This window comes from Mycolicibacter icosiumassiliensis (assembly GCF_900078685.2).
Taxonomy (GTDB): domain Bacteria; phylum Actinomycetota; class Actinomycetes; order Mycobacteriales; family Mycobacteriaceae; genus Mycobacterium; species Mycobacterium icosiumassiliensis.
In genome coordinates, this window is sequence record NZ_LT546166.1 from 1972922 (window position 1) to 1999471 (window position 26550).

Here is a 26550-nt window from a genome sequence, read left to right on the forward strand (position 1 = left end):
TAAACATGGAGCGGCCCAACTCGATTGGGCCGCAACACGTTTTTCAGAGATTGTCCAAGAACGGAATGTTGATTCCGAATTCGCTCAAGACGGACGCGAGCGTCTCGACCGACGTACCCAATTCGATGGCACCCACCTGGGTGACTCCGGCGACCAGCGTTCCGGCAGCCAGGCCCAGCCCCGTCAGCGGATCACTGAGGTTGTTCAGCAGGATGTTCGCTACCTGGGTCGGCACGGTGATCGCCAGGGTCGTGAGGCTGTCGGCGGCCGGCAGCAGCAGCGAATACAGCTGGGCGAACGCGCCGGTGAGCGTGTTGATGAAGTCCATCGGCGAGGAGAACAGGTCGGTCGGCGCGGTGCCGGAATCGGAGATGCCGGTGAACAGCGATGACGGGTTCGACACCAGGTTCTGGATGTCTTGGGCGAACGCATTGAAGCCCTGCTCGGCGGCAGGACCGAGATTGTTGAGCGCCACCATCACCTGATCCCAGTTCGGGAAGATCCCGAACCCGGTGGGCACGTTGGCCGTTCCCGCGTCCCAGCCGTCATTGTTCGGGTTGTCGTAGCCGAGATTGACCAGCTGGGTCAGGACCGGATTGAGCAGGTCGACCAACGGCTGGCCCACTACCGGCAGCAGCTGCAGCGGGGCCAACAGTGGCAGTTCGTCGTGGGGAATCATGTAGTAGCTGGTGACGCCGTCATAGCCCGCCGTCGTACCCACCTGGATTGCGTTGTTGACCTGGTCGGCGGTCAGCTCGGAATACAGCGGATGCACGAAAATCTCGCCCAGCTCGGCATTGAGGTCCGCCAAGATGTTCAGCGGGTATTTGGGGAAGTCGGCGAAGCCGTCGTACTCCAGCGAGTAGATCGCGGTCTCGTACGGGGTGTCCGGCGGGGTGTAACCGGCGAACGTCGTTTGAAACGCTGGGATCGTCAGATTGAACCGCTCGAAGACGCCACCGTCGGGATTCTGGACGTCACCGGTCAGCACGAACTTCACGGCGTCGGCGGCCACGCCCTCTTGCTGCAATTCGGCCATGACATTCCCGGCGATTTCCGTGCTCTGCGAATAGCCCGAGACTGCCACGGTGTTTCCGGCTGCCAGGTTCTGCATGATGTAGTCGTGCAGCATGACAGTGCCCTGCGCTACGGAGGTGTCGAGCGGCAGGCTTTTGACGCCGGAGAATATCGGCTGGGCTCCCTCCGGGGTGAATACCGGAACGCTTTGGGCGCCCGGTAGCAGACGCTGGATGTAGAGCTCGTCCATGCTCTGCACATAGCCGGGGGTCTGCTGCGGCAACGGCATGCCGCTGCCGCCGACGATCAAGCCCACCAGGTGATTGGGGGAGTCGACCACGTAGCCGCCGCCGGTCGACGTGAGTTGTACCGCCGAGAGTGCGGCGGCGGGCGAGGGCACTGCTACCGGGCCGACGGCGATCAGGCCGGCCCCCACCAGGGCGACACCGGCCGTCGCATAGGGACGAAGCGTTAGCGACACGAACATCTCCTTACAGCCAGGGCAGAAATGAAAGAATACCCATGAATAAGCTGATCGGAGCGTGATTGAAACCCAATGATTCAGAGCGTAGTGAGTGGGCGCGGGAGCCGTTCCTGATCGCGCCGATCAGCTGAAACTGACGGGCAATCTCGCCGCGAGCTCCGCGACGGTGGTGCCGAAGGTTGCGCGCGCCCGGAGCGTTCCCACGGCCGTGTCGATGTCGAAGATCGCGTATTCGGTATAGACCCTGCTGACGCAACGCAGACCGGTCAACGGATAGCTGCATGACGAAACCAGTTTGGCGGCACCGTCCTTGGCGAACAGGTCCATCATCACAAACACGCTCTTGGCCCCTATCGCCAAGTCCATTGCTCCGCCAACGGCGGGGATCGCGCCCGGCTCCCCGGTATGCCAGTTGGCCAGGTCGCCGTACTGACTGACCTGTAGCGCACCAAGCACGCACACGTCGAGGTGTCCGCCGCGCATCATGGCGAAGGAGTCGGCGTGGTGGAAGTAGCAGGCCCCGGGCAGCTCGGTGACCGGGACCTTGCCGGCATTGGTGAGGTCGAGATCGATGTCCGCGCCCTGTGCTGCGGGCCCCATACCGAGCATGCCGTTTTCGGTGTGCAGCACCACCGCGTCTTCGGGTGACAGGTGATCCGCGACCAGCGTGGGCTGCCCGATGCCGAGATTGACATAGGAACCCGCCGGGATGTCGCGGGCGATAATGGCGGCAAGTTCGTTGCGGGACAGCGGGCCGCGGCCACTGTGCTCGACTGCGCTGGCAGGCGTCTGCGTCACGGGCCAGTCTCCAGCATCCGATCGACGTAGATGCCCGGCGTGACAACCGCTTCGGGATCCAGCTGGCCGGTGCCGACGACACGGGACACCTCAGCGACCGTCAACGCTGCGGCGGCAGCCATCACCGGGCCGAAGTTACGAGCCGTCTTGCGATACACCAGGTTTCCCGCGCGATCCCCGACGTGAGCGCGGATCAGCGCGACATCCCCGTGAATCGGATACTCCAGTGCGTAGTCCCGGCCGTTGATGGTCCGAATCTCTTTGCCCTCGGTGAGCAGGGTGCCGACGCCGGTGGGGCAGTAGAACGCCCCGATGCCCGCGCCGGCGGCGCGGATGCGTTCGGCGAGATTGCCTTGCGGTACCAGTTCCAGCGCGATCTTGCCAGCGCGGTACAGCCCGTCGAACACATAGGAATCTGACTGGCGCGGAAAGGAACAGATCACCTTGTGGACGCGGCCGGCGGCCAGCAGTGCGGCCAATCCGGTATCGGCGTTGCCCGCATTGTTGCTGACGATGGTCAGATCCCCGGCGCCGTGGGCGATCAATGCGTCGATCAGCACGGTGGGCATACCGGCCATACCGAATCCGCCCACCAGAATCGTGGCACCGTCGCTCACCCCGGACAGCGCCTCGGCAGCGGTGTCGCAGATTACGGTGCGGCTCACCCGGCGCCCGCTGAGCTGTCGTGGTCGGCGAGCACCTGCGCGGCGATCCGGAACGCGGTATTGGCATCGGGTACGCCGCAATAGATGGCGGTCTGCAGCAACACCTCTTTGATCTCGTCGTTACTCAGGCCGTTGCGGCGTGCCGCGCGCAGATGCAGGGCAAGTTCCTCATGGTGTCCCCGAGCCACCAGCGCGGTCAGCGTGACGATCGAGCGGCTGCGCCGGTCCAGGCCGTCACGGGTCCAGATGTTGCCCCACGCATACCGCGTGATCAGATCCTGAAAGTCGGCGGTGAACGCGGTGGTGCCCGCGATCGCGCGGTCGACATGGGCGTCGCCGAGGACGTTGCGGCGCACCGACATGCCCGCGGCGTAAACCGCGTCCCGCGACAAGAGTTGGTCGAGAATGAGATTGGCGGTCGCCGTGGGGGCCTCGACAGGTGCCAGGTGACCGACGCCGTCGAGCATCACCAGGCGGCCGTGTTGGACTCTGGAAGCGATGCGCTCCAGTGACTCTGGGGGAGTGGCGCCGTCATCGATGCCGGCGATGGCCAACACCGGCGCAGCGATCCGGCCGAGTTGTGCGCTGACATCGAAATCGGCCAATGCCTCGCATGCTTGGGCATACGATTCGTCGTCGGTGGCGCGCAGCGCCTCCACCAATGCCGCGACCAGGTCCGGGGCTCGATCGACGAAACCGGGTGCGAACCAGCGCTGCAAGGAGGCCTCGACGAGTGCCGCGGTGCCCGAGGTGCGCACGGTGGCGGCACGTGCGGCCCAATCCTGCGCCCGCCCGAAGGTGGCGCCGGTGCATTGCAGCGTGGCGCTGGACACCCGTTCGGGGGCATCGAGCAGCAACTGCAGGCCGACCGCGCCACCGATGGAGTTACCGGCGTAGTGGAACGGTGCGTGCGGCGCGATCTCGTCTACTAAGGCCAGTACGCCGGCCGCCAGGTCCGGCATCCGGAAGGGAGCTGCCGGGCTGCGGCCGTGGCCGGGAAGGTCCCAGGCGACGACGCGGACCTGCTCGGCGAGTTGTTCAGCGGCTACGCCCCACAGGGCGGTTGCCGAGGTGCCCAGCGATGGCCCGAGCAGCAGCAAGCCCGCGTCCGGCGGGCCGCCGAAGTCGGTGCCGACCAGCCGCGGCACGCTCATGTGGCCTCCCTGAGGTGGTGGTGCGCGCGTTGCAGTACGGCATCGATGAGAAGGCTTGCCGCCCCGGTGTAGTCGCCACGAGCGGTATGCCCGGTCAATTCGGTCATCGCCCGCTGTTCCCCGAGCAGGTCGCCCGCGGCGGCAAGGTTCGCCGCGGCGCGGTCGGTGTCGATGATCAGCCCGGCGAGCAGGGCGGTTGTCTGCGCCGCGGCTGCGACGGCATGGCGGGACAGGGTCCGCAGGCCCGCCCATTCGGCGTGCCAGCCGCCGTCGGAGCGCTCATCGATGCCGGCTGCGGAAGCGGCATGCAAGCCGGCGGCCAGGGACGGCGCCACCAACCCGGTACGGCGGATCAGCAGTGATAACACCGGATTGTTCTTGTGCGGCATCGTCGTTGAACCGCCGCCGCGGCCCTCGGCCAATTCGCCGATCTCGGCCCTACTGCTCGCCGCAACGTCGTTGGCGATGTGCGACCAGGCATCGCAGCATGTCACCAGTGCGTCACCGGCGCGGGTGATGACGGACCGAGTGGTGTGCCACGGCGGGCTGTCAGCGAGGCCGAGGGCCGCGGCCAATCGCCCCGACAGGCTTATGGCATCGGTGGGTGAACCGGCCAACTCGGTGGCGGCGGCCATAGTTCCGGCGGCGCCGCCGGCCTGCACCGAAAGCTGCGGCAGTGCGGCGACACCGTCGGCGGCATCCAAAATTCCGGTCAGCCAGTGGGTGAACTTCATGCCGATCGTGGTGGGCAACGCGGGCTGGGTCAACGTGCGGGCCAGCATGGGGCTGTCACGGTAGGTCTGCGCCAGCGCGGTCGCGGTGCGCACCTGTGCGTTGAGTTCGTTGCGAACTCGATCCAGTGCATCGCGCAGGCAGAGCATCAGTGCGGTGTCGATGACGTCCTGGCTGGTCAGGCCGCGGTGCAGCCAGCGTGCCGGTTGGCTGCCGGTGCGTTCCCGCAGTAGGTCGAGCAGGCCGGGCACCGGGTTGCCGGTCGCCTCGGCAGCCACGGCCGCCGCTTCCACATCAGCGGCCGAGACCACTGTGGTCAAGTCGGCCCGTGCCGCCTGGGGCGCAATACCGGAGTCGACAAGCACACCGAGCCAAGCATTTTCGACTCGCAGCATCGCGACCAGATACGCCGCGTCGCTGAAGATCGGCCCTGCCCGGTGATCCCCAGGCCATAACAAGTCGGTCATGGTTGCCCCCGATAGCGCAGGAATACCGTCTCGTCGGCGCCCTGCAGCCGGATGTCGAACCGAAAGCCATCCGCGTCGGGCACCGCGATGAGGGTATGACGACGGTCGGCCGCCACGGAGTTCAACAGTCGGTCGGTGTCGAGTTGATCGCCGGGAAAATAGGCGCGGGTGAACAACCGGTTCAGCAGGCCACGCGCAAACACGGCAACGGTAATGAACGGTGTCGACGGGTGGAGCGCACCGGGTTTCACGGTGGTGAAGCTGTAGTGGCCGTCGGCATCGGTGGCGGCGCGTCCCCACCCGGTGAAGGTGTCACCGTCGCGGCGAAGCGAACTGGAGGTTGGCACGGCGCCGTCGGAATCGGCCTGCCAGATCTCCACCAGCGCGTCGGGAACGGGTGCCCCGGTGCCGTCGGTGACGGTGCCATGGAGCTCGACGGCGCCGGCGAAGCCAGCGGGCACCAGCTCGTTGCCGCGCTCGAACGGCAATGCGTAGCCGAAGAACGGGCCGATGGTCTGCCCGGGGGTGGCCGTCAGCCTAAGCATCGTGATCCTCGAAAAGCGTTGCAGCTGGGCCGGTGAGCACGATGTCCCACCGGTAGCCGGTGGCCCATTCGTGGCTGGTGGTGTCGTGGTCGTAGACCGCGACGAGCCGATCACGCGCCTGCTGGTCGGTGATCGACTGATAGATCGGATCCAACGCGAACAGCGGGTCACCCGGAAAATACATCTGAGTGATCATCCGCTGCGTGAAATCACTGCCGAACAAGGAAAAATGGATATGCGCGGGGCGCCAGGCGTTGTGGTGGTTGCGCCAGGGGTACGGGCCAGGCTTGATCGTGGTGAACCGGTAGCAGCCGTCGTCGTCGGTGAGGCAACGCCCTGCTCCGGTGAAGTTGGGGTCCAATGGTGCGGGGTGCTGATCGCCCTGGTGGATGTAGCGCCCGCTGGCGTTGGCCTGCCAGATCTCGACGAGTTGCCGGCGCACCGGCCTGCCATTGCCGTCGACGATCCGCCCGGTCACCACCGTGCGCTCGCCGATCGGTACGCCGGCGTGCTGGTTCGTCAGATCCGCGTCCCGGTGGGTGATGTCGCACTCGCCGAAACACGGTGCCCGGAGTTCGGCGCCCTCTGGATCCGTGAGGTGGAGGGCACTCTTGGGATGCCGAAGCACGCTGCTGCGGTACGGCGGATAGTCCAGCCTGGGTTGGCTTTCCTCGATGCCTGCACGCTCGTAATCGGCCTGGATTGCCGCGATTTCCGCGCTGATCTCCGCCTGACCGGTCATCGCCGCTCCAGGCGAGCGAGCTCATGGCGCCAGGCGGCATCCGCGGTGAACGAGGGCCCAAGGTCGGGCAAATCCGCCCAATCGGCCTCGTCGATAGGCTTGCACGTGCCGCCGGCGGCGCGGACCCGCAGCGACATCGAAGCCAATTGGTCCAGGCTGATCGCTTGCAGGACAGCCTGGGCAGCCGTGGCCGCCGCGCTGGTGATTCCGTGGCCGCGACAGATCACCACCGGCTTGCCCGCCATGGCGGCGACCATCTCCTTGCCGAGTTCTGCGGTACGGATCAGCACGGACCGGGGGTACACCGGGACGCCCCGGCGCGCGAGCCATGCGCCCGGGATGTCGTAGGCCCCGTAGCTGGGTTCGAGCGTGATGCCCGCCAGGTCGGCGGCCACGACGGCCGCCGGATGCAGATGGGCCACTGCCCGGTGTTCGGGATGGGCCAGCAGCGTTTCGACGTGAATCGGCAGCTCGTTGGGCACCCGATATCCGTCCAATTCGCCGGGCATGCCCGGTGTTCCGTCGAAGCGGATGAGTCGAATGTCGTCGGGACGAGTGAACGCGACGCCGTCGTCGAAGTCGCTGCGACACCGCACGAGTAGGTGTTGCTCGTCGACCCGGGCACTGATGTGTCCGAGAATTCCGTCCACCAAGCCCCTGGCGGCAGCGACGCGGCATGCTTGCGCAACCTCTCGCCGCAGCGGTGCCAGGTCGTCGGTGTTCACGGGTTAGTCCCGGTAGTCATGCCGAATCCACCGTCGGGATGGGTACTTCCGGCCGTAATGCCGCGGGACCGGTCCGATGCCAGGAAGACATAGCTCCAGGCGTGGTCCTGGGGGGTGAGTGCGACATTGAGGGGGGTGCGTGCCGCGAGGTCGCGAGCCCGATCAGGGGTGTCGTCCAGGCGGATATGGTCGAGCGACAAGTTCTGTAAGCCGCGCAGGTCGGTGTTCAGGGTTCCGCCGGGCGCAACGCCGTTGACCCGAATGTGCGGGGCGAGTTCGTAGGCGAGCGTGGTGACCAGGCCGCGCACCGCGAACTTCGACGCGACGTACAGCACGCCGCCGCGACCCGGATAGAACGACGACGCCGACTCGGTGAGGACGATGGACGACCCCTCCTGGGCTTGCAGCGCCGGGATGGCGGCCTTCACCGACTGCAGCTGACTCAGCACGTTCGTGCTGAACATCTCGTCGAAAGCCGGCGCCAGCTCTTCGGTCGAGATGTCGGTGATTCCCTTGTAGAAGTCGAAGATCCCGACACAGTTGACCAGCGTGTCCAGTCCGCCGAATGCAGTAACGGCTGCGGCGACAGCGCGTTCATTCGCCTCGGCAGTCGTGGCATCGCCCTGAGTCACCGGAACCGTCGGCAACTGACTTGCCAACGCAGCGCACTTCGCCGGGTCGCGTTCCAACACCGCGACCTGGGCGCCCTCTTCCAGATAGGCGTCTACGACCGCTCGGCCGATGCCCGAGCCGGCGCCGACGACCAGCGCCCGCTTACCGTCCAGCCAGCGCGTCACGGCAGGTCACTGTCGTCCGAGAGCAGCGGTTGATGAATGTTGCCGACCATCGCCGCCAGAGTGTAGGCGTTCTGCCAGGTCAATGCCTCAAGTTCGAGGGCGTCGAGACTGATCCATTGCCCCGACTTCGGTGACGTGATCAGCAGCCGGGAACCGTTGCGGGTATCGACTCGGTGCAGCGTTACTTCGGTGAATTCGTTGGCGATGGTGATGGCGTCACCGACCGCATTGGCCAGAAGATCGTCGAGTGCGCTCACAGGAAGACCGCCAGGTTCTGCATGCGCAGGACCGACTCATCGACATAGATGGTGCGGCGCGCCAACTTCCAATGGTGGTCGGTGCGCCGTAGCAGATCTTCACGGCCGCAGGAGATCAACGCAGCTTCGTTCACGTCGCCGCGGCTGCGGAAGAGCAGCTCAGCCGACTCGACGATCAGGTGCTGGTCATCGTCGCAGGCAAAGGTGCGGACATTGGTGATGTGATGGCGAAGTCGTGACGGCGGGTCTTCGGTCCAGGCGTGTTCGGTCTGGAAACGAGCGACACGTCTGTTCAGCGAGTACTTGTTCTCGTCGAAATGTGCCATGCCGGGGGAGGTGTCGAATCCCGCGCCCGAGGCGGTGGTCACCCGGACGGGCATGAAGTAATGGATGTCCTCGGTAAGGGTGTCGAGCCAGTCGGTGTACTGCTGTGCGTCGAGCAGATAGGCCTCGTCGACCAGGAACTGATGCGCCTGCAGGTGTCGGGGATCGTTGAACGGCAAGGGCTTACCGGTACGGACCTGCTTCGGCGCATGGTCGCCCAGAACAGCCAGATCCCAGGGGCCGCCGGTGTCTTTTGGTCGGGCGAACCCCGCCCGCTGACTTTTCTCGGCGGAGGTCATACCCGGGTCTCCTCGCAGGCAGCCTCGCGCGTCGATGTGCCGTTGGTCTGCACCAGGGGGGCGATTCCTTCGCGCTGCGTGCCCATTGTTGCGCTGGTGGCCGCCACTGGAGGCATTTCCAGGTGGTCGGCCCACATCCGAAGGATCGCCCGCTGATTGTTCTCGTTATAGCCGACTTGGGCGGTTCCCGGGCCATGGAATAGCTCCGGCGGCAACGCATTCACCACCGGGGTGTCGTCGGCGAGCAGGCCCATCCGTCCATTGAGCAACAGTTGACGGGCCATGGAGCCGGCAGCGGTGTTGGTCAGCGACACCCAGTTCTCCACGTCATCCTGTTCGAACATGCCCGTGGAGCCAAAGCACATCAGGTAGGCCTTGTAGGAGTCCTTCTTGAACTGCTCGGGAGCGGCCGCGTCGACCGCGAACCACGAGTACACCTCGGTCTCGTTCGCACTGATCGGCTGCCAGGTGCGAATCGATATGAACGGCAACACATCTTCGCTGTCCTGAATCTTCGGCCAGTTATGCACCAGGCTCATGTTGGGAAAGCACGATGCCGCCGAGATCATGAAGCCGTCGTCGGCGACCATGCGCTGGTGGTCGGCTGACCACACGTCCTTGATGCGTCCCACCATGTCGTCGGGGTAGCCGACATAGCGCATCCGTTCGGTAAAGGTGCCCGGCGGCAGCTTATAGGTCGTACCGCCACCGCAGGTCGCCCAGTAGGTTGCGCCGTCTTTGCGCTTCTGCGCCTTCGGTTCCCGAAACAGCCCGATATCGACGACAGAGGCGTGGGTATGCGGGGTGTGATACATGTCCCCGGCAAAATTCTCCACGCCGATCTTCCAGTTCGCTTTGATACGCCACCGTTGCGGGCCGCGCACCTCAAGGCCGTTGTGGCTCTGCTTGGTGTAGAAGTCGAGATAGAACCTGAAATCGCCGAGAAATTCTTCGAGCGGGGGAGCTTGCGGGTCAAGGCTGATGAAGATCAGGCCGTTGTAGCTGGCGAGGCTCGGTGCCGGCAACAGGGTCTGGCCTCGCTTGGAAAAGCCGGCCTCGCCGCCATAGGCCTCTTGGTGGAAGGGCAGGCCGGTAATGCGCCCGTCATTGCGATACGACCAACCGTGGTAGGGGCAGCGGAAATTGGAGGCGTTGCCCAGCTCTGCGCGGCATAGCTGCATCCCGCGGTGCAGGCACATGTTGAACATGGCCCGCACGTCGCCCTTGGAGTCGCGGGCAATGATGAAGGAGTCGTCCAGGAGGCGTCGCACGACGTAGTCGCCGTCTTGGGGGATCTCCGACTCATGCGCCGCGAACATCCAGGCGCGACGGAAGAGCCGCTCCTTCTCGAGTTCGAAGATCTCGGCGTCGTTGTAGATGTGCGCTGGGATCATTCCCCGCCTGACCTCATCGAGGACATGCCGGTGATCACTCATCGATGCTGCTCCAGTCGTGAAGGCCCGCGTTATCTGTTATGCAGAGAAGAGCGCCGGGGCGTAGCGAAAACTTTGCCAGGATTACCGTTTAGAGGTCAACAACGCTGACTACTATCTCTGGTATGCAGAATTACGAGTCCCTCTGGCCGGCTGGTGACGGTAGTGACGCCGGGGCTCGGGATTCGGGTGTGCCGCAGTATCCGATCGGATCGGTGGATAGGGCGCTGAAGCTGCTCCTGTTGCTGGGCGAGCAGCCGCAGATTCGATTGACGGACGCGGCGAAGCACTTGGACGTCGCATCTTCGACAGCCCACCGCCTGTTGGCGATGCTGCAATATCGGGGCTTCGTCCGACAAGATCCGGCGTCCAAGGCGTATCACCCCGGGCCCGCGCTGATGAGCGTGGCGTTCTCGGTGTTCAACCGCATCGATATCGAAGGCGCGGCAAAGCCGGTCCTGCTCCGCCTCAGTGAACGCCTGAACGAGTCAGTGCACCTTGGAATGCTGGAGGGCTCAGGCGTTCGCTTCATCGCAGCCGCCGAGGGGCAGGCCGCCGTCCGGGTCGCCTCGCGGCTCGGCCGGACCATGCCCGCGCACTGCACCTCGACCGGCAAGGCGCTGCTGGCGCGCCTGTCGGACGCCGACATCGCCCGCCTGTATCCGACCGAAGAGCTGACGCGGGTGACTACACATTCGGTCGGCACCAGGACGGAGCTGCAGCGCGAGCTCGGTCGGATACGGCAGCAGGGCTATGCGGTGAATCGGGAGGGGAGTGAGGAAGGCGTCGCCTCGGTCGCGGTGCCCATTCTCACCCGTGCGCCGGGGGTGCTGCTGGCGCTCAATGCTGCGGCGCCCGTTCACCGATTGAGCAGTGCGCAGTACCGCAAAGTGGCAGCTGTGCTGGTCGAGGCGGCCAAAGAGATAGGAGACCAGATCGGCTAGCAGCTACGAGGGGGCCAACAGCAACTGCGCCCGCCGTGCCAATAGGCGACGTACCGCATCGTCCATGTGTTCGTCGATCAGTCGGATCACCAGATCTTCGTTGCCGGACCCGATCGCCTTGCGCAGCAAGACATGTTCGGTGACCTGCTCGCGCAGGTCGGGATAGGCCTCTTCGAGTTCGCCGAGCAGGATTCGAGTTTCCGACAGCAGGGTCCGCATCGCCCGGTGCAGTCGAGGACTGCCGGCGCACTCGACCAGTACTTCATGGAACGCCTGGTCGGCGTCGGCCGCCGCCGTGCCGTCGCCTCGAGTGGCGGCAACCCGCAGGGCCTCCACCGGGGCACGCAGGCGCGCTGCCGCGCCGCGGGGGTCGCCGCGCAGCACCTCGATCGCGGCGGCGCGTTCGATGGCCTTGCGGGCCTGATACACGTCGCGGACGTCGTCATCGGTGAGTTCGACGACGAAGATGCCCCGGTTGCGTTCGCTGCGCAGCAACCCTTCGGCCACCAGTCGTTGCATCGCCTCCCGTACCGGTCCGCGCGACACCGCGAACTGTGCGGCCAGACCCGCTTCGCCGAGTTGTTGACCCGGTGCCAGCCGGCCGCGGGTGATCGCCTCCCGGAGTCGTTCGGCGATCAGCTCGGCCGTCGAGGCCCGGCTCAGCGGCTCGAACCCGGCATCGTGTGAGATTGTCATCGCCCATCCTCGAACAATGCGCCCAGCCCGGTAGTCCGCCGGGTGATACCGGCGATGCGCAAACCTTCCCACACCGTCACCGCATTGGCGGTCAGTACCGGCTTGCCGAGTAGCTGCTCGAGTTCGTCGACCTGGGCGACGGTGTGCATGGCGGTGTCGGGGATCAACAGCGCCTCTGCCCGGGGCGAATCATTGCGCAGCGCCAACTCCCGAACCTGATTCGGCGTCAGCCGGCCCACCTGCGCGGCGGTGGGGATACCCGCATCGCCCATCGCTTCGACGGTGACACCTTGGGCGGCAACGAAGTTCACGAACAGCTCGGCGATGTCGCGCGGATAGCTGGCGGCCACCGCGACGCGGCGGCAGCCGAGCGCGGCCAACGCGTGCACGAACGCGAACGAGGTGCTCGAGGCGGGCACACCGGCGTCCGCTGCCAGCCGATCGACCTGCTCGGCGGCGCCGCTCGGCCCGAACACGAAGCTGCCCGATGTGCACGCCCAGACCACCGCGGCAGGCCGCTGCGGAGCCAGCAACGCCGCCCCGTGGGCGAGTTTGACTGTGCTGCCGAGATCCAACAACTCTGGTACGGCATGCAGGTCGGTGCCGTAGATGTGCACCACGGGCAGGCTCACGTCCAGCAGGCGAGCGGCGCGCGGGTAGTCGGACTCGGCGGCGTGGTCGGGATAGATGAACCCGACCGTCGGTGGCGCGGCGGTCATTGCGGGGCTCCGGTGAAGACGTCGCGGAGCCATCGGCCGGGGCCCATCATCGGCAGGTCCATCCGGCCCAGGCAGGCCCACATCGTCAGTTGGTTGGCGGTGAGGATCGGTTTACCCAGCATCTGCTCCAGCGGCGCGATGATGTCGTAGGTCCGCAGATTGGTGCAGCTGACGAAGATGGCCTGCGACTCCGGGCGATCGGCAGCCAGGATCCGCTCGGCCACGGTGCGGTAGTTGACCTTCCAGATGCCCCCTCCCAGTCCCAGATAGTCCGAGTGCAGCACCGACACCCCGAGCTGATTCAAGAACACCCGCAGCAAGTCGGTCAGCTCCTCGTCGTAGGGGGTCAGCACACTGATCCGCGAGATGTCCAGCGCGATAATCGCTTCAGCCAGTGCTCCCGACGTGGTGACCGCGGTCTTGGCGCCGGCGGCCTCGATCGCGGAGACCAAGGTCTTCTCGTACTCGACACCGTGGATGAAGCTGCCCGACGCGCACAGATAGGCAACCACCTCGGGTTCGACGTGCAGCACGTCGCGGGTCGCCGCCTGGAGATGGTGGGTGTCGGAGACCAGCTCGGCCATCGCCCGGCTGACCGGGACGGGTTCGTAGTGGGTGCGGGCCAGGTGCAGCGTCACCTCGGCGGGGATCCAGCGCCACAGTTCCCGTTCGATAGCCAGATCGAACGGGGCGATGATGCCGACACCGCGTTGATCGATCGGCCCGTCGAAGTCCGGCAATTCCGGAAACTGGGACAGATCCATGGGTTTCCCCATACCGACGTTCCACCCCCAGGCCAGCCCTGGATTGTTGACAATCATACGATCTGTTTTTACGGTGTCAATGTGGACGCGCGGCCGGTGGTGACCGTCCAGCACGGCGAGGCGGTTCCCGCCCAACTCGATTCGATCAGCGCGGACGCGGAGCTGCGCATGGTTCCGTCGTCGCGGCTGGGTGATGCGATCGACGGTGCCGACGTGCTGTTCTTGTACGATTTCTCTTCGCCCGCACTGGAATCGGTGTGGTCATCCGCCGCTGCGCTGCGCTGGGTGCAGGTCGCCGCCATCGGGGTAGACGCCGTGTTGTTCGACGGACTGATCGACAGCGATGTCGTCGTCACCAATTCGCGCGGCATCTTCGAGGAACCCATCGCGGAGTACGTGCTGGGACAGATCCTGGCCTTCGCCAAGGACTTCCGACGGTCCTGGGACGCTCAGCGTGGACATCGGTGGCAGCACTTCGACAGTGAGCCGATTGCCGGCGCATCGGTCACGATCATCGGGCCGGGGCCGGTCGGGCGGGCCATCGCCCGGCTGTTGCGCGCAGTCGGAATGTCGGTACGCGGCGTCGGTCGCGGCGCCCGCGAGGATCCCGACTTCGGCTCGATCACCACCGATGTGCTCGTCGCGGTGGCCGACGCCGACTATGTGGTGCTGGCGGCGCCATTGACACCGCAGACCCGGGGCATGGTCAATGCCGGCGTGCTGGACGCGATGCGGCCGACGGCGCGACTGATCAACGTGGGGCGCGGCGAGTTGGTAGACACCGGCGCGTTGGTGGCGGCGCTGCAGGACGGTGTCATTGCCGGCGCGGCCCTCGATGTCGTCGACCCAGAACCGCTCCCGGCGGATCATCCGCTGTGGAGCGCACCCAACGTCAGCCTGACCCCGCACAACAGCGGTGACATCCGGGGTTGGCGGAATCTGTTGCAGCAGCAGTTCATCACCAACTTCAAGCGATATGTGACTGGGCAGCCACTGCACAACGTCGTCGACAAGCGGATGACCCGGTACGCATCCAGTGGAACCGGTTGAGGGGGCGCAGATGACCGAGCCGACTGAACTGACCGCCCTGCAACTGGTCGCCGCCTATACCTCCGGCGAGCTTTCACCGGTTGAAGCCACCGCCGCCGCGCTCGCGGCGATCAGCGAACGCGACGGCGAAGTCAACGCCTTCTGTCTGGTCGACGAGGAGGCCGCGCTGTCGGAGGCTCGCAAGTCCGAGGTTCGTTGGAGCGGCAACTACACCAAGGGTCTGCTCGACGGGGTGCCGATCGCGATCAAAGACGTCTTTCAGACCGCCGGTTGGCCGACCCTGCGGGGATCGCTGCTCACCGACGCGGCGGGACCGTGGCCCGACGACAGTCCGGCGGTGGACAAGATCCGCAACGACGGCATGGTGCTCCTGGGCAAGACGACCACTCCGGAACTGGCGTGGAAGGGCGTCACCGACAGTCCGCGCACCGGCGTCACCCGCAACCCCGCCGACACCACTCGAACCGCGGGCGGCTCCTCGGGCGGCAGCGCCGCCGCGGTCGCCGCCGGGATGGCGCCCCTAGCCATCGGCACCGACGGTGGCGGAAGTATCCGGATTCCCGCGAGTTTCTGCGGGGTAGTCGGCTTCAAACCCACTCATGGGCGCGTCCCGATGTATCCGATCAGCCCCTTCGGGCCGCTGGCACATGCCGGCCCGATCACCCGGACCGTTGAGGACGCCGCCGTGCTGATGGACATCATCGCGCTGCCGGACTTTCGCGACCCCACATCGTTGCCGGCGACATTGACGACCTACCGCGGCGAAGTCCGGCGCGACGTAGTCGGTCTCGACGTCGCGTATTCGCCCACTCTGGGCTATGTCGACGTCGACCCGCAGATCGAGTCCGCGGTGGCCGAGGCGGTTCAGGCTCTAGCAGACGCGGGATTGAACGTCGTGGCCGCCGATCCCGGCTTTGCCGATCCGATCGACGCGTTCGAGGTGCTGTGGGCAACTGGGGCGGCAGGCAGCTTGCGTGGCCGGGAACGTGACCGCGGGCTCGTTGACCCCGGGCTGGCGGACATGTGGGACCGGGGGACGGCAGTGTCAGGCGTCGACTATCTGGCCGCCCGCCAGGTCAGTGTGGATCTGGGTGTGGCCATGGGGCGCTTCCACGAACGGCACAACCTACTGATCACGCCGACCACACCGATTGCGGCCTTCGCCGCCGGCCACGACGTGCCGGTCGATTCCGACCTGCGGTGGTGGGCGCAGTGGACACCTTTCACGTACCCGTTCAACATGACTCAACAGCCGGCGCTGAGCATCCCGATCGGCGTCACGGCGGAGGGTCTGCCGATCGGTATGCAGATCATCGGTCCCCGGCACAGCGATGATCTGGTGTTGGCGGCGGGCTTGTTCGCCGAGCGGGTCTTGGCCTGACCGGTCCGTCACTGCATCGCTAGGCCCTGGTGAAGGCCAACTGTTCGCCGACCGCACCGGCCATCCATAAGTCGTTGCAGGCGGCGGCCATCTCGGTCAGGCCGTCCTCGATCGTGGCGAAGACATTGCCGGGCACCCATCCGACGTCGCCGTTGACCAAGAGATTGTTGCGGCCGTAGAAGATCGCCAAGTCGGTGGCGCCCACCGGTGAATTCGCTTGACCGTCCTTGTCATAACCGTAGGCGGGGTTGCCGATGTCAGCGGCGTCGAAGTCGAAGAAGCAGACGTCACCGGGGATCGGCGTGATCGTGGTGTTCTCCCGGCCCGGAGAGCCCAAGGGCGGCAACAGTGTGTAGACCTCGTTGCGGGCGTATTTGCCGTGATAGGCCTGGCCCGCGACGGGCAGCGCTTCCCAGACCACCGCGCAGGTCAGCGGTGCCTGTTCGTCGAGCAGTCGCGCCCGGCACGACACCCCACGTCCGGTCAGCGTGATGGACAGGAAACGTGCCACAGCAGTCCCTTCCCTCCCCGGCCGGGTCTACACCGGGTCGAAGACGCGGCTGGCGATGAATGTCGGTCGCGGAACGGCAGCGCCGAAAGGTTCCACCAGGGCGTTGTCCACGCTGTTGTAGACAATGAATACGTTCGAGCGCGCATAGGGCGTGATGTTGCTGCTCGAGCCGTGCATGCAGTTGGAGTCAAAGAACACCGCAGATCCGGCTGGGCCGGTGATCTGACGAATCCCGTGCTGGTCGGCCAACCAGGTCAGGCTCGCGTCGTCGGGCGTGCCGATCTCCTGCTGCTTGAGCGACGAGCGGTAGTGATCCGGCGGGGTCTGGCCCGGGCACGACACGAACCAACGGTGCGATCCGGGCATGATCATCAGCGATCCGTTGCTGTCCAGGTTCTCGGTGAGGGCCACCGAGACGCTGACCGCGCGCGGGGTGGGCATGCCGTCTTCGGCATGCCAGGTCTCAAAATCGGAGTGCCAGTAAAACTCTCGGCCGTTGAACCCCGGCTTGAAGTTGACCCGGCTCTGGTGCACATAGACATCGGAGCCCAGCAGTTGACGGGCCGGCCCCACCAGGCGCGGGTCGGCGACCAGTGCGGCGAACGCCGGGCTGATCCGGTGCACCTCGAAGATCGACCGGATCTGGCCGCTGTCGCGCTCGCAGATCGAGCGCTCGTCGGCGGCCAGCGCGGCGTCGGCACGCAGGCGGTCCAGTTCGTTGCGCAGGTCCGCTACGACGTCGGTGTCCACCAGCGTGTCGACGGCCAGAAATCCGTCGGCGTCGAACTGCGCGAGACGGGCCGGGCTCAACGGGCCGCCGTTGGCCCCTGTGGTCCAGACCACCGGGTCGTGCCGCGGCTCGATACCGATCGTGACGTTGTTGCGCGTGGGGTAGGGGTCACGATGCCGTCTCCTGTGGTTGTTCAGTGAGCAGGGGATACGCGCCGGTGTCGTCGTGCACCTCCTGCCCGGTGACCGGCGGGTCGAATACGCACACCATGCGCAGGTCGGTGTGGGCGACAACGCGGTGGTGCTCGTGACCGTCGAGCAGGTACAGCGTGCCGTCATGCAGCGGGTGCACCTCGCCGGTCTCGTCGTTGATCAGCTCACCTTCACCGCCGACGCAGTACACGGCCTCGACGTGGTTGGCGTACCACATCGCGGTCTCGGTACCGGCGTACAGGCACGTCTCGTGCATCGAGAACCGCTGCCCGTCGCGGGCCAGCAGCAACCGCTGGCTGTTCCAGGTCTTGGACTGGACGTCGCGGTCGGTGCCCTTGATCTCGGCGAGGGTACGGACGATCATCGGCTGACTCCTGAGGTGGTTGCGGTGAGTTCACGGGCGGCGACGGCTTCGATTGATTGGGCGGCGATCGTCAGGCCTTCGGCCAGGTCGTCATCGTCAATGACCAAGGGCGGCATCAGCTTTACCACTTCGCTTTCAGGCCCCGAGGTCTCCAGCAGCAGGCCGCGCTCGAATGCCTCGCGGCATACCGCCCCGGCCAGCTCCGGGCGTTCGAACGCCACACCGCGGATCAGGCCGCGGCCCCGGGTGCTGACGCCGGGGATCGGATCCACCACTTCGGTCAGCGCCTGTTCGATCAGTTCACCCTTGCGCAGTACCGACTTCTCCAAGCGGTTGTCGGTCCAGAAGTTCAGGGCTGCAGCGGCGGTCACGAACGACGGATTCTGGCCGCGGAATGTGCCGTTGTGCTCGCCCGGTTCCCATACGTCCAGCTCCGGCTTGAGCAGCGTCAGTGCCATCGGGAGCCCATACCCGCTGATCGACTTGGACAGGCAGACGATGTCGGGAACGATGCCGGCCGCCTCGAAGCTGAAGAACGGTCCGGTGCGCCCGCAGCCCATCTGGACGTCATCAACGATCAGTGGCAGGTTGTGGCGCTTACACAGGTCGGCCAGGCCGCGCAGCCATTCCAGGCGGGCCACGTTGATTCCGCCTTCGCCCTGGACGGTCTCGACGATTACGCCCGCCGGGTCGTTCAGCCCGCTGCCGCTGTCACCGAGCAGGCGCTCGAACCAGATGAAGTCGGGCACTACGCCGTCGAGGTAGTTGTCGTAGGGCATGGGCGTGGCGTGCACCAGCGGAATCCCGGCGCCGCCGCGCTTCATCGAGTTGCCGGTGACGCTCAGCGAGCCCAGCGTCATGCCGTGAAAAGCGTTGGTAAAGCTGATGATGCTCTCGCGGCCGGTGATCTTGCGCACCAGCTTCAGCGCCGACTCCACCGCGTTGGTCCCGGTGGGTCCGGGAAACTGCACCTTGTAGTTGAGCTCGCGAGGCTTGAGGATCACGTCGTTGAAGCGCTCCAGGAACTCGGCCTTGGCGACGGTGTTCATGTCGAGACTGTGCACCACTCGATCCGAGCTCAGGTATTCCAGCAGCGGCGCCCGCAGGTCGGGGTGGTTGTGACCGTAGTTGAGTGCTCCGGCGCCGGCGAAAAAGTCCAGGTATTCCTTGCCGTTGACATCCCACATCCGGGAGCCGCTGGCACGGTCGAACATCACCGGCCAGGACCGGCAATAACTTCGTACCTCGGATTCCAAGGTTTCAAAAATCGTCATAGTTCCTCCGTCCGTCGGTCAAAAACAACGGAACGGAACGACAGGTCGACATCAAACTCGTGCCGCGGGTGATCTCGGCTCGACCCACCACCCCGCTCGTATGCCCCCGCTTAGGTTTGTCGGGGCTCACGTTTGCGCGTTCGTAACCATACCGAGACCATTTTGTGATCTCAACCTTGCCGCGCCGTCACTGGTGACGCTGGTGTACCCGAAGCGGTCCGATGCGAAACAGTTCTTCTGCCAGATGAGATTCGGCGAACAAATCCGCTCCGAACAGCTCCGAACACTTCAGTGACGCGTCCCATCTGCGGGCGAACGCGCCGAAGAGTCGTCGGCTGGCGTCGTTGTCCGGTGTGATCGAGGTCTCAAGGTGTGTGACGCCCTGAGCGACCTGCGCGGTCGCGAGGTGATCGAGCATCCGGCCGGCCAGGCCGGCTCCACGGTGGGCGGCGTTGACCGCCACCTGCCAGACCATCAGGGTCTGCGGCTGATCTGGGCGTCGATAGCCGGTTACGAACCCGCCGAGTTTATGCGGGGGTCCGTCGAATTCGGCAACCACCGAGGTAGAGGCGAAATCGCGGCACCACAGCAGGTAGGCGTAGGGCGCATTGACGTCGAGAGTGGCGCTGTCGACGGCCATCTGCCACAGGGCCTGACCGTCCGCCACAGTTGGTGTCCGAAGCCGGACATGAGCCGTATCCGTCATCGTGTCGACGGTACTTGCCGGCAGAATCAGGGTTGCCGCGGCGGGTCGGGCACCGGCCCGGGCGGCACGCGTAGGGTCCGCAGCGCCTCCAGGGCCGAGCGGCCTTCAGGCTCCGCGCTCACCGGTACCAAACGCAACGCGGCCAGGGGGAACAGTCCGCACAACGCGAAGGCCAGTGGGTAACCGGCGGCGCCGATCAGCGCGCCGAATAGCGGGGGAGCGATCCCCGCGGTCAGCCGCTGGGTGGTGTTCTGGATGCCCAGCGCGCGACCGCTCCAGTACGGGCCGGCGATCTCGGCGACTGCCGTCGAGGCCAATCCGTTGTCCAGCACGGTAATAACCGCCGCGATGACCATGGCCGTTTCGGCGAGATGGGAGTGCAGATGGTCGGCAGCCCCCAGGGCCAGCATCGCCAGCGCCCCGGCGGCGGCAAGGCTGCGAATCGGCCGCAGCCGCGACCGCACGCGGTCGGACCACCGGCCGGCGGCCACCCGTCCGGCGGCTCCGAGCAACTGGGACACCGTCACCAGACCGCCCGCGGCAGCGATAGACCAGTCGGTGTCCACGATCAGCCACACCAGCATGAAAGTGGCGATCACACACTGCGGAACCATCAGCAGGGCCGAGGAAAAGTGGATGCGCCACAGCACTTTTGAACCGCTGTAGGGGCTGGCCAGGTCGGCGCCGGAGGCCGCCGACCGTGGCCTGCGCGGCGGATCGACCACGCCGATGGCACACGCCACCGCTGCCACGGCGCACAGCGTTGCCGGGAACATCAGCGCCCGCGCCAACCCGTGCTCGGCCAGCTCGGGAATCACCCCGGCCCCCAAGGCGATGCCCAACGGTTGCGCGGTTTGGCGGATGCCCATCACCAGTCCGCGCTGGTGGGGCGGGAACCAGCCCGTCACCAACCTGCCGCTGGCACTGTTGGCGCTGGCGGCGGCCATACCTCCGAGAAAGAGGAAAGCGCCGACCCCGACCAGCGACTGCATCGATGCGGCAGCGAACGCGGCCAGCGCGGTCAACGCGGAACCCACGCTCAGCACGATGCGTTCGCCGATGCGGTCCAACAGCGCTCCCCAGGCGAACAGGGTCAGCACCATTCCGAAGCTGGGCATGGAGGCCAGCAGGCCGGCCATCGCGAGGTTGGTTTCCCTCTTGGTCTCCAGCATCGGGATGACGAAGGCGATGCCGTTGATGAAGACGAATGAACACAGCGTGGCGATCAGGGCGACAACCACGACCGACCAGCGAGCGGCTGTGCCGATCGGCTCGGTGGACATCCGCCCATGCTTCCACAGGCCCGCCTACCAGGGATGCGAGCTGAGCTGATTAATGGCGACCGCTTCGCCCGGCTTCGCCGCGTTCGCGATCACCATTAGGCTTGTGCAAATGCGCCTAGGCCGAATTGCCAGCCCGGACGGCGTCGCCTTCGTCAGCATTGAAGGAGACCCGGAACGGCCACACGAGATGACCGCCCGCGAGATCGCCGAGCACCCATTCGGCACACCGGAGTTCACCGGCCGGTCCTGGCCGTTGGCCGACGTGCGCCTGCTGGCGCCGATCCTTGCCAGCAAGGTCGTGTGCATCGGGAAGAACTACGCGGCGCACATCGCCGAAATGGGCGGCGCTCCACCGGCCAACCCGACGATGTTCCTCAAACCCAACACCGCCATCATCGGGCCCAACGTGCCTATTCAGCTGCCCGCCAATGCTTCCCCGGTCCACTTCGAAGGCGAACTGGCCGTGGTCATCTCGCGTCCGTGCAAGGACGTTCCGGCCGCGCGGGCCAAGGACAACATTTTGGGCTACACCATCGGCAATGACGTGTCAGCCCGTGACCAGCAGCAGTCCGACGGGCAATGGACCCGCGCCAAGGGCCATGACACCTTCTGCCCGATCGGACCGTGGATCGTCACCGACCTCGACCCGGCTGACCTGGCGATTCGCACCGAGGTTAATGGGGTGGTCAAGCAGGATGGCCGGACTTCGCTGATGATGCACGACGTCGGTGCCATCGTGGAGTGGATCTCCGCGGTGATGACGCTGCTGCCCGGCGACATCCTGCTGACCGGCACCCCCGCGGGTGTCGGCCCCATCGAACACGGTGACACCGTGTCCGTCTCCATCGAAGGCATTGGCACACTGTCCAATCCGGTTATCCGCAAAGGAAACTCGTGACCACATCAGGTGTTCGCGTCCGGTTCTGCCCGTCACCGACCGGCACGCCGCACGTCGGGCTGATCCGCACCGCCCTGTTCAACTGGGCCTACGCCCGCCACACCGGCGGCACCATGGTCTTTCGGGTGGAGGACACCGACGCCGAACGCGACAGCGAGGAAAGCTACTTGGCGCTGCTGGATGCGCTGCGCTGGCTGCATCTGGACTGGGATGAGGGACCCGAGGTGGGTGGCCCCTACGGCCCGTACCGGCAGTCCGAGCGCGCCCACATCCACCGTGACGTGGTGGCGCAGCTGCTAGCGGCCGGAGAGGCCTACGAGGCGTTCTCGACCCCCGAGGAGGTCGAGGCCCGCCACCTCGCCGCCGGCCGCAACCCCAAGCTGGGTTACGACAATTTCGACCGTGATCTGACCGCGCAGCAGCGGGCTGGTTTTCTGGCCGAGGGCCGCAAGCCCGTCCTGCGGCTGCGGATGCCCGATACCGAGCTGGGCTGGGCGGACCTGGTGCGCGGGCAGACCTCCTTTCCCGCGGGCACCGTTCCCGATTTCGCGCTGACCCGCGCCAACGGGGATCCGCTGTACACGTTGGTCAACCCGGTCGACGACGCCATGATGAAGATCACCCACGTGCTGCGCGGCGAGGACCTGTTGCCGTCCACGCCGCGCCAGATCGCGCTGTACCAGGCGCTGATTCGCATCGGAGTCGCTGATCGCATCCCGGAATTCGGCCACCTGCCAACTGTTTTGGGTGAGGGCACCAAGAAGCTGTCCAAGCGTGACCCGCAGTCGAACCTTTTCGCGCATCGGGACCGGGGCTTCATCCCCGAGGGGCTGTTGAACTATCTGGCACTGCTGGGCTGGTCCATCGCCGACGACCGCGACGTATTCAGCCTCGACGAGATGGTTGCCGCGTTCGATGTGGTCAACGTCAACTCCAACCCGGCCCGCTTCGACCAGAAGAAGGCCGATGCGCTCAACGCCGAGCACATCCGGCTGCTCGACTTGGACGACTTCACCGCACGGTTGCGCAGTTTCTTCGACACCCACGGACATGACACCGGCCTGGACGACGCCGGCTTCGCGGTGGCCGCTGCCCTGGTGCAGACCCGCATCGTGGTGCTCGGCGACGCCTGGCCGCTGCTGAAGTTCTTCAACGACGCTCACTACGAGCTGGACTCGCGGGCCGCCGCCAAGGAGCTGGGCCCCGACGCGGCTCCGGTGTTGGATGCGGCCATCGCTGCGCTGGCGGGCGTGGGGGAGTGGACCACCGCCAACATCGAGGCCGCGCTGAAGGCCGCGCTGCTGGACGATCTGGGGCTCAAACCGCGCAAGGCGTTCGGCCCGATCCGGGTCGGGGTCTCCGGAGGATTGGTCAGCCCACCGTTGTTCGAGTCGCTGGAACTGTTGGGCTCTAACCGCAGCTTGAACCGGCTGCGGAGCGCCCGCGAAGGCGTTGGACAAGCGCGATGACAACTTCGCGCTAGAAGTTTGGTAGTCTGCTCGTCGGCCCAAGAACGGCTGGCCAGTAGTGCCCCACCGGCACTCTGACCAGCGGTGATGGCCGGGCCTCTGTTGGTCCTTGGGGTATGGTGTAATTGGCAACACAGCTGATTCTGGTTCAGCCATTCTAGGTTCGAGTCCTGGTACCCCAGCAAAAGCGGTCCGCTGCAAGCGATTAGGCGGGCTGTACGGGTTGAGCTATGCTGGCAACCCGGAAATGTTCTAGCCCCCGTCGTCTAGCGGCCTAGGACGCCGCCCTCTCACGGCGGTAGCGTGGGTTCGAATCCCATCGGGGGTACATCGCAAAAGGCCCGCACCGTCACGGTGCGGGCCTTTTGCGTCGGCGCGGGCCCGAGTGGGTTCAGTCGCCCTTCGGGGCGGTGGAACCAGCCAGCGGCATGGCCGGCAACCCGAGCTTGCGGTGGTCCCAGGAGCGGGTACGTCGTGCGACGATGCGCACGGCGACCCGGTTGTTCATCATCGCGTCGACACCCGGCTTCATCTCGTCGGTGTAGGGGCCGGTGTAGCGCTCCCAGACGCTGACGCCCACCCGGAAGATGGTGTCGGGGTCGTCGACGATCTCCGCGACGCCCTCGAAGGCGGCCCCGCGCAGCGTGTCGTACGTCTGACCGGCTTCCAGAAGGAAGGTGACCCGCGGATCACGGCGCAGGTTGACCGCCTTCTGGGACTTGGCCTTGGTCTCGAGCCAGATTTCGCCGTCCAGCACCGCGTACCACATCGCGGTCAGGTGCGGCTGGCCGTCGGGTCCGATGGTGGCCAGCGTCCCGGTGCGATGAGTGTTGACGAAGTCAGTGACCTCGGCATCGGTCATGACGATCTGTGCGCGCTGTTTGGTTCCCATCTCTGCAGTCTGTCAGGCGGACCAGGACTCTCGCGCCCGGGTTACAGCTGCTCGGTGAGCGCAGCGGCCGCCGCGAGCAGGTCGGCGGCCCAGCGTGCCCCCGGGCGACGCCCCAACCGGTCGATCGGACCCGACACCGAGATCGCTGCCACCACCGTGCCGCGGTGATCGCGCACCGGCGCCGACACGCTGGCCACCCCGGGCTCGCGTTCGGCGACGCTCTGCGCCCAGCCCCGCCGACGCAGCTCCGAGAGGCTGCGGCTGGAGAACTTGGCCTCCGGAAGCACTTCCTGTTGCACCGTGGGATCGGCGTAGGCCAGCAAGACCTTGGCGCCCGAGCCGGCCGTCATCGGCAGCCGGGCGCCGACCGGAACCGTGTCTCGTAGCCCCGCAGGCGGTTCCAGCGCCGCCACGCAGACTCTTTCGGAGCCTTCGCGGCGATACAGCTGAACGCTCTCCCCGGTGATCTCTCGCAGCCGTGGCAGCACCGTGGCACCCGCCGCCCGAAGCGGATCGTCGGCGCGGGCCGCCAGTTCGCTGATCGCGGGACCGATCTGCCAGCGGCCCTCATTGTCACGTCCGAGCAGCCGGTGGGCCTCCAAGCCTGCGGCCAGCCGGTGGGCGGTGGCGCGGGGCAGGCCGGTGCGGTCGCACAGTTCGGCCAGCCCGCACGGCGATTCGGCGACCGAGTGGAGCACCGCCAGTGCTTTGTCCAGAACGCCGATGCCGCTATGCTGTCCCATATACAGATACTAGCGTCTCATAATATGAGATGGAACAGATCGAGGGATGGCAGTGATGTTCAAGACCGAGCAGCCTCGCACCCTGGCCGAGAAGGTCTGGGCGGACCACGTGGTGGTATCCGGTGGCGGGACCGAACCCGACCTCATCTACATCGACCTGCACCTGGTTCATGAAGTCACCAGCCCGCAGGCCTTTGAGGGGCTGCGGCTGGCCGGTCGTCCGGTGCGTCGCCCGGATCTGACCATCGCCACCGAGGATCACAACGTGCCGACGGTCGACATCGACAAGCCGATCGCCGACCCCGTGTCGCGTACTCAGGTCGAGACGCTGCGGCACAACTGCGCCGAGTTCGGTATCCGGTTGCACCCGATGGGCGACATCGACCAGGGGATCGTGCACATCATCGGTCCGCAGCTGGGGCTCACCCAGCCCGGCACGACGGTGGTCTGCGGCGACAGCCACACCTCCACCCACGGTGCGTTCGGTGCGCTGGCGATGGGTATCGGCACTTCCGAGGTCGAACACGTGCTGGCCACCCAGACGCTGCCGCTCAAGCCGTTCAAGACAATGGCGGTCAATGTCGATGGGCGACTCGCCGACGGCGTGACGGCCAAGGACATCATCTTGGCGGTGATCGCCCAGATCGGCACCGGCGGCGGCCAGGGCTACGTCATCGAATACCGGGGCAGCGCCATTGAGGCGCTGTCGATGGAGGCGCGGATGACGATCTGCAACATGAGCATTGAGGCCGGCGCTCGGGCCGGCATGGTTGCCCCCGATGAGACCACCTACGAGTATCTGCGGGGCCGGCCGCACGCGCCGACCGGCGCGGACTGGGACGCCGCCGTGGCCTATTGGAGCAGCCTGCGCACCGATCCCGGTGCGACGTTCGACGCTGAGGTCCACCTGGATGCGGATGCGCTGACGCCGTTCGTGACCTGGGGTACCAACCCCGGACAGGGCGTCCCGCTGGGCGCCGACGTGCCCGACCCCGAGGCGATCCACGACGAGGGCGAACGGAGGGCCGCGGAGAAGGCGTTGGCGTACATGGACCTTCAACCGGGTACCCCGATGCGCGATATCGCGGTCGACACGGTGTTCGTCGGGTCGTGCACCAACGGGCGCATCGAGGACCTGCGCGCGGCGGCGGAAGTGCTGCGCGGGCGTCAGGTTGCCGACGGGGTGCGGATGCTTGTGGTGCCGGGTTCGATGCGGGTGCGCAATCAAGCAGAAGCCGAAGGCCTCGCGGAGGTTTTCACCGCAGCGGGCGCCGAGTGGCGCCAGCCCGGCTGCTCAATGTGCCTGGGGATGAACCCGGATCAGCTGGAGCCGGGCCAGCGATCGGCGTCGACGTCCAACCGCAACTTCGAGGGCCGGCAGGGCAAGGGCGGACGCACCCATCTGGTGTCCCCGGTCGTGGCCGCCGCTACCGCCGTGCGTGGGACGCTGTCGGCCCCCTCTGACTTGAACTGAC

General features: G+C 66.1%; 29 protein-coding genes and 2 tRNA genes. 8 read left to right on the top strand and 23 right to left on the bottom strand.

Going from position 1 to position 26550, the window contains the following annotated elements:
• Positions 1 to 43 precede the first annotated feature (43 nt).
• The 12 genes from BN4346_RS33355 to BN4346_RS33410 form a co-directional block, all read right to left on the bottom strand.
• A complete protein-coding gene (locus BN4346_RS33355) occupies positions 44 to 1498 on the bottom strand; it encodes a PE-PPE domain-containing protein (RefSeq protein WP_167666216.1) in 1455 nt (484 codons plus the stop codon).
• Between the two features lie 126 nt (positions 1499 to 1624).
• On the bottom strand, positions 1625 to 2299 hold the full coding sequence (locus BN4346_RS33360; RefSeq protein ID WP_067971309.1) for a 3-oxoacid CoA-transferase subunit B: 675 nt from the start codon (positions 2297 to 2299) through the stop codon (positions 1625 to 1627).
• Complete coding sequence (locus BN4346_RS33365; RefSeq protein ID WP_067971310.1) at positions 2296 to 2964, bottom strand: 3-oxoacid CoA-transferase subunit A; 669 nt, start codon at positions 2962 to 2964, stop codon at positions 2296 to 2298. The genes BN4346_RS33360 and BN4346_RS33365 overlap by 4 nt, the downstream gene beginning before the upstream one ends.
• Complete coding sequence (gene pcaDC / locus BN4346_RS33370) at positions 2961 to 4118, bottom strand: bifunctional 3-oxoadipate enol-lactonase/4-carboxymuconolactone decarboxylase PcaDC (protein ID WP_067971311.1); 1158 nt, start codon at positions 4116 to 4118, stop codon at positions 2961 to 2963. Before pcaDC ends, BN4346_RS33365 begins: the two co-directional genes overlap by 4 nt.
• On the bottom strand, positions 4115 to 5317 hold the full coding sequence (locus BN4346_RS33375; protein WP_067971312.1) for a lyase family protein: 1203 nt from the start codon (positions 5315 to 5317) through the stop codon (positions 4115 to 4117). The genes pcaDC and BN4346_RS33375 overlap by 4 nt, the downstream gene beginning before the upstream one ends.
• Positions 5314 to 5862: a protocatechuate 3,4-dioxygenase subunit alpha gene (gene pcaG / locus BN4346_RS33380; RefSeq protein ID WP_067971316.1), complete on the bottom strand. Its 549-nt coding sequence runs from the start codon at positions 5860 to 5862 to the stop codon at positions 5314 to 5316. Before pcaG ends, BN4346_RS33375 begins: the two co-directional genes overlap by 4 nt.
• Complete coding sequence (gene pcaH / locus BN4346_RS33385; protein WP_067971318.1) at positions 5855 to 6604, bottom strand: protocatechuate 3,4-dioxygenase subunit beta; 750 nt, start codon at positions 6602 to 6604, stop codon at positions 5855 to 5857. The genes pcaG and pcaH overlap by 8 nt, the downstream gene beginning before the upstream one ends.
• Positions 6601 to 7329, bottom strand: a complete 729-nt coding sequence (locus BN4346_RS33390; RefSeq protein ID WP_067971320.1) for a class II aldolase/adducin family protein — start codon at positions 7327 to 7329, stop codon at positions 6601 to 6603. The genes pcaH and BN4346_RS33390 overlap by 4 nt, the downstream gene beginning before the upstream one ends.
• The gene (gene hcaB, locus BN4346_RS33395; RefSeq protein ID WP_067971322.1) at positions 7326 to 8126 is read right to left on the bottom strand and encodes a 3-(cis-5,6-dihydroxycyclohexa-1,3-dien-1-yl)propanoate dehydrogenase; all 801 of its coding nucleotides are present in this window, start codon (positions 8124 to 8126) and stop codon (positions 7326 to 7328) included. Before hcaB ends, BN4346_RS33390 begins: the two co-directional genes overlap by 4 nt.
• Complete coding sequence (locus tag BN4346_RS33400; protein ID WP_067971323.1) at positions 8123 to 8383, bottom strand: dihydrodiol dehydrogenase; 261 nt, start codon at positions 8381 to 8383, stop codon at positions 8123 to 8125. Before BN4346_RS33400 ends, hcaB begins: the two co-directional genes overlap by 4 nt.
• Entirely contained in the window at positions 8380 to 9006 is a 627-nt protein-coding gene (locus tag BN4346_RS33405) for a 3-phenylpropionate/cinnamic acid dioxygenase subunit beta (protein ID WP_078058582.1), read from the bottom strand. Before BN4346_RS33405 ends, BN4346_RS33400 begins: the two co-directional genes overlap by 4 nt.
• Positions 9003 to 10442, bottom strand: a complete 1440-nt coding sequence (locus tag BN4346_RS33410; RefSeq protein ID WP_067971324.1) for an aromatic ring-hydroxylating dioxygenase subunit alpha — start codon at positions 10440 to 10442, stop codon at positions 9003 to 9005. Before BN4346_RS33410 ends, BN4346_RS33405 begins: the two co-directional genes overlap by 4 nt.
• Positions 10443 to 10564: 122 nt before the next feature.
• Between BN4346_RS33410 and BN4346_RS33415 the strand changes: the two genes are divergently transcribed.
• Complete coding sequence (locus tag BN4346_RS33415; RefSeq protein WP_067971330.1) at positions 10565 to 11383, top strand: IclR family transcriptional regulator; 819 nt, start codon at positions 10565 to 10567, stop codon at positions 11381 to 11383.
• A gap of 3 nt (positions 11384 to 11386) precedes the next feature.
• On the opposite strand, the gene BN4346_RS33420 is transcribed toward BN4346_RS33415, so the two are convergent.
• From BN4346_RS33420 to BN4346_RS33430, 3 genes are read right to left on the bottom strand one after another with little or no spacing between them, the layout of a single operon-like run.
• Positions 11387 to 12079, bottom strand: a complete 693-nt coding sequence (locus tag BN4346_RS33420; RefSeq protein WP_067971336.1) for a GntR family transcriptional regulator — start codon at positions 12077 to 12079, stop codon at positions 11387 to 11389.
• Entirely contained in the window at positions 12076 to 12798 is a 723-nt protein-coding gene (locus BN4346_RS33425) for a maleate cis-trans isomerase family protein (protein WP_067971337.1), read from the bottom strand. The genes BN4346_RS33420 and BN4346_RS33425 overlap by 4 nt, the downstream gene beginning before the upstream one ends.
• Positions 12795 to 13562 (bottom strand): maleate cis-trans isomerase family protein, encoded by a 768-nt coding sequence (locus BN4346_RS33430; RefSeq protein ID WP_067972328.1) that lies wholly within the window; start codon positions 13560 to 13562, stop codon positions 12795 to 12797. The genes BN4346_RS33425 and BN4346_RS33430 overlap by 4 nt, the downstream gene beginning before the upstream one ends.
• Before the next feature lie 81 nt (positions 13563 to 13643).
• Between BN4346_RS33430 and BN4346_RS33435 the strand changes: the two genes are divergently transcribed.
• Positions 13644 to 14612, top strand: a complete 969-nt coding sequence (locus BN4346_RS33435) for a D-2-hydroxyacid dehydrogenase (RefSeq protein WP_067971338.1) — start codon at positions 13644 to 13646, stop codon at positions 14610 to 14612.
• A gap of 10 nt (positions 14613 to 14622) precedes the next feature.
• The gene (locus BN4346_RS33440) at positions 14623 to 15993 is read left to right on the top strand and encodes an amidase (protein WP_067972332.1); all 1371 of its coding nucleotides are present in this window, start codon (positions 14623 to 14625) and stop codon (positions 15991 to 15993) included.
• Between the two features lie 19 nt (positions 15994 to 16012).
• On the opposite strand, the gene BN4346_RS33445 is transcribed toward BN4346_RS33440, so the two are convergent.
• From BN4346_RS33445 to BN4346_RS33470, 6 genes are all read right to left on the bottom strand, one after another.
• Positions 16013 to 16504: a DUF3830 family protein gene (locus BN4346_RS33445; RefSeq protein ID WP_067971342.1), complete on the bottom strand. Its 492-nt coding sequence runs from the start codon at positions 16502 to 16504 to the stop codon at positions 16013 to 16015.
• 27 nt (positions 16505 to 16531) lie between these two features.
• A complete protein-coding gene (gene thpD, locus BN4346_RS33450; RefSeq protein WP_067972335.1) occupies positions 16532 to 17431 on the bottom strand; it encodes an ectoine hydroxylase in 900 nt (299 codons plus the stop codon).
• Positions 17403 to 17810: an ectoine synthase gene (locus tag BN4346_RS33455; protein ID WP_067971349.1), complete on the bottom strand. Its 408-nt coding sequence runs from the start codon at positions 17808 to 17810 to the stop codon at positions 17403 to 17405. Before BN4346_RS33455 ends, thpD begins: the two co-directional genes overlap by 29 nt.
• Entirely contained in the window at positions 17807 to 19084 is a 1278-nt protein-coding gene (ectB, locus tag BN4346_RS33460; protein WP_067971350.1) for a diaminobutyrate--2-oxoglutarate transaminase, read from the bottom strand. Before ectB ends, BN4346_RS33455 begins: the two co-directional genes overlap by 4 nt.
• Positions 19085 to 19271: 187 nt before the next feature.
• Positions 19272 to 19790 (bottom strand): diaminobutyrate acetyltransferase, encoded by a 519-nt coding sequence (gene ectA / locus BN4346_RS33465; protein WP_067971351.1) that lies wholly within the window; start codon positions 19788 to 19790, stop codon positions 19272 to 19274.
• Between the two features lie 26 nt (positions 19791 to 19816).
• The gene (locus tag BN4346_RS33470) at positions 19817 to 21073 is read right to left on the bottom strand and encodes an MFS transporter (RefSeq protein ID WP_067971352.1); all 1257 of its coding nucleotides are present in this window, start codon (positions 21071 to 21073) and stop codon (positions 19817 to 19819) included.
• A 109-nt stretch (positions 21074 to 21182) separates the two neighbouring features.
• On the opposite strand from BN4346_RS33470, the gene BN4346_RS33475 reads away from it, so the two are divergent.
• From BN4346_RS33475 to BN4346_RS33490, 4 genes are all read left to right on the top strand, one after another.
• Positions 21183 to 21971, top strand: a complete 789-nt coding sequence (locus BN4346_RS33475; protein ID WP_067972338.1) for a fumarylacetoacetate hydrolase family protein — start codon at positions 21183 to 21185, stop codon at positions 21969 to 21971.
• Positions 21968 to 23440, top strand: coding sequence for a glutamate--tRNA ligase (gene gltX / locus BN4346_RS33480; RefSeq protein WP_067971353.1), 1473 nt, complete (start codon positions 21968 to 21970; stop codon positions 23438 to 23440). Before BN4346_RS33475 ends, gltX begins: the two co-directional genes overlap by 4 nt.
• Before the next feature lie 110 nt (positions 23441 to 23550).
• Positions 23551 to 23622: transfer RNA gene (locus tag BN4346_RS33485), tRNA-Gln, on the top strand.
• Between the two features lie 73 nt (positions 23623 to 23695).
• Positions 23696 to 23768 (top strand) — tRNA-Glu (locus tag BN4346_RS33490).
• Between the two features lie 63 nt (positions 23769 to 23831).
• Here BN4346_RS33490 and BN4346_RS33495 read toward each other — a convergent pair.
• Together BN4346_RS33495 and BN4346_RS33500 are read right to left on the bottom strand one after the other, a co-directional pair.
• Positions 23832 to 24332, bottom strand: a complete 501-nt coding sequence (locus BN4346_RS33495) for a pyridoxamine 5'-phosphate oxidase family protein (protein WP_067971356.1) — start codon at positions 24330 to 24332, stop codon at positions 23832 to 23834.
• A gap of 41 nt (positions 24333 to 24373) precedes the next feature.
• Positions 24374 to 25075, bottom strand: coding sequence for an IclR family transcriptional regulator (locus BN4346_RS33500; protein ID WP_067971361.1), 702 nt, complete (start codon positions 25073 to 25075; stop codon positions 24374 to 24376).
• Positions 25076 to 25130: 55 nt separating this feature from the next.
• On the opposite strand from BN4346_RS33500, the gene leuC reads away from it, so the two are divergent.
• Positions 25131 to 26549: a 3-isopropylmalate dehydratase large subunit gene (gene leuC / locus BN4346_RS33505; RefSeq protein ID WP_067972340.1), complete on the top strand. Its 1419-nt coding sequence runs from the start codon at positions 25131 to 25133 to the stop codon at positions 26547 to 26549.
• The last annotated feature ends 1 nt before the right edge of the window (position 26550 follow it).

What these genes read in the sequence shown, in the direction of transcription:
- pcaDC (WP_067971311.1), bottom strand. Translation starts at nt 4,118, where the DNA reads ATGAGCGTGCCGCGGCTGGTCGGCACCGACTTCGGCGGCCCGCCGGAC.
- BN4346_RS33375 (WP_067971312.1), bottom strand. Translation starts at nt 5,317, where the DNA reads ATGACCGACTTGTTATGGCCTGGGGATCACCGGGCAGGGCCGATCTTC.
- pcaG (WP_067971316.1), bottom strand. Translation starts at nt 5,862, where the DNA reads ATGCTTAGGCTGACGGCCACCCCCGGGCAGACCATCGGCCCGTTCTTC.
- pcaH (WP_067971318.1), bottom strand. Translation starts at nt 6,604, where the DNA reads ATGACCGGTCAGGCGGAGATCAGCGCGGAAATCGCGGCAATCCAGGCC.
- BN4346_RS33405 (WP_078058582.1), bottom strand. Translation starts at nt 9,006, where the DNA reads ATGACCTCCGCCGAGAAAAGTCAGCGGGCGGGGTTCGCCCGACCAAAA.
- BN4346_RS33410 (WP_067971324.1), bottom strand. Translation starts at nt 10,442, where the DNA reads ATGAGTGATCACCGGCATGTCCTCGATGAGGTCAGGCGGGGAATGATC.
- BN4346_RS33415 (WP_067971330.1), top strand. Translation starts at nt 10,565, where the DNA reads ATGCAGAATTACGAGTCCCTCTGGCCGGCTGGTGACGGTAGTGACGCC.
- BN4346_RS33420 (WP_067971336.1), bottom strand. Translation starts at nt 12,079, where the DNA reads ATGACAATCTCACACGATGCCGGGTTCGAGCCGCTGAGCCGGGCCTCG.
- BN4346_RS33425 (WP_067971337.1), bottom strand. Translation starts at nt 12,798, where the DNA reads ATGACCGCCGCGCCACCGACGGTCGGGTTCATCTATCCCGACCACGCC.
- BN4346_RS33430 (WP_067972328.1), bottom strand. Translation starts at nt 13,562, where the DNA reads ATGGATCTGTCCCAGTTTCCGGAATTGCCGGACTTCGACGGGCCGATC.
- BN4346_RS33440 (WP_067972332.1), top strand. Translation starts at nt 14,623, where the DNA reads ATGACCGAGCCGACTGAACTGACCGCCCTGCAACTGGTCGCCGCCTAT.
- BN4346_RS33455 (WP_067971349.1), bottom strand. Translation starts at nt 17,810, where the DNA reads ATGATCGTCCGTACCCTCGCCGAGATCAAGGGCACCGACCGCGACGTC.
- ectB (WP_067971350.1), bottom strand. Translation starts at nt 19,084, where the DNA reads ATGACGATTTTTGAAACCTTGGAATCCGAGGTACGAAGTTATTGCCGG.
- ectA (WP_067971351.1), bottom strand. Translation starts at nt 19,790, where the DNA reads ATGACGGATACGGCTCATGTCCGGCTTCGGACACCAACTGTGGCGGAC.
- BN4346_RS33470 (WP_067971352.1), bottom strand. Translation starts at nt 21,073, where the DNA reads ATGTCCACCGAGCCGATCGGCACAGCCGCTCGCTGGTCGGTCGTGGTT.
- BN4346_RS33475 (WP_067972338.1), top strand. Translation starts at nt 21,183, where the DNA reads ATGCGCCTAGGCCGAATTGCCAGCCCGGACGGCGTCGCCTTCGTCAGC.
- BN4346_RS33495 (WP_067971356.1), bottom strand. Translation starts at nt 24,332, where the DNA reads ATGGGAACCAAACAGCGCGCACAGATCGTCATGACCGATGCCGAGGTC.
- BN4346_RS33500 (WP_067971361.1), bottom strand. Translation starts at nt 25,075, where the DNA reads ATGGGACAGCATAGCGGCATCGGCGTTCTGGACAAAGCACTGGCGGTG.
- leuC (WP_067972340.1), top strand. Translation starts at nt 25,131, where the DNA reads ATGTTCAAGACCGAGCAGCCTCGCACCCTGGCCGAGAAGGTCTGGGCG.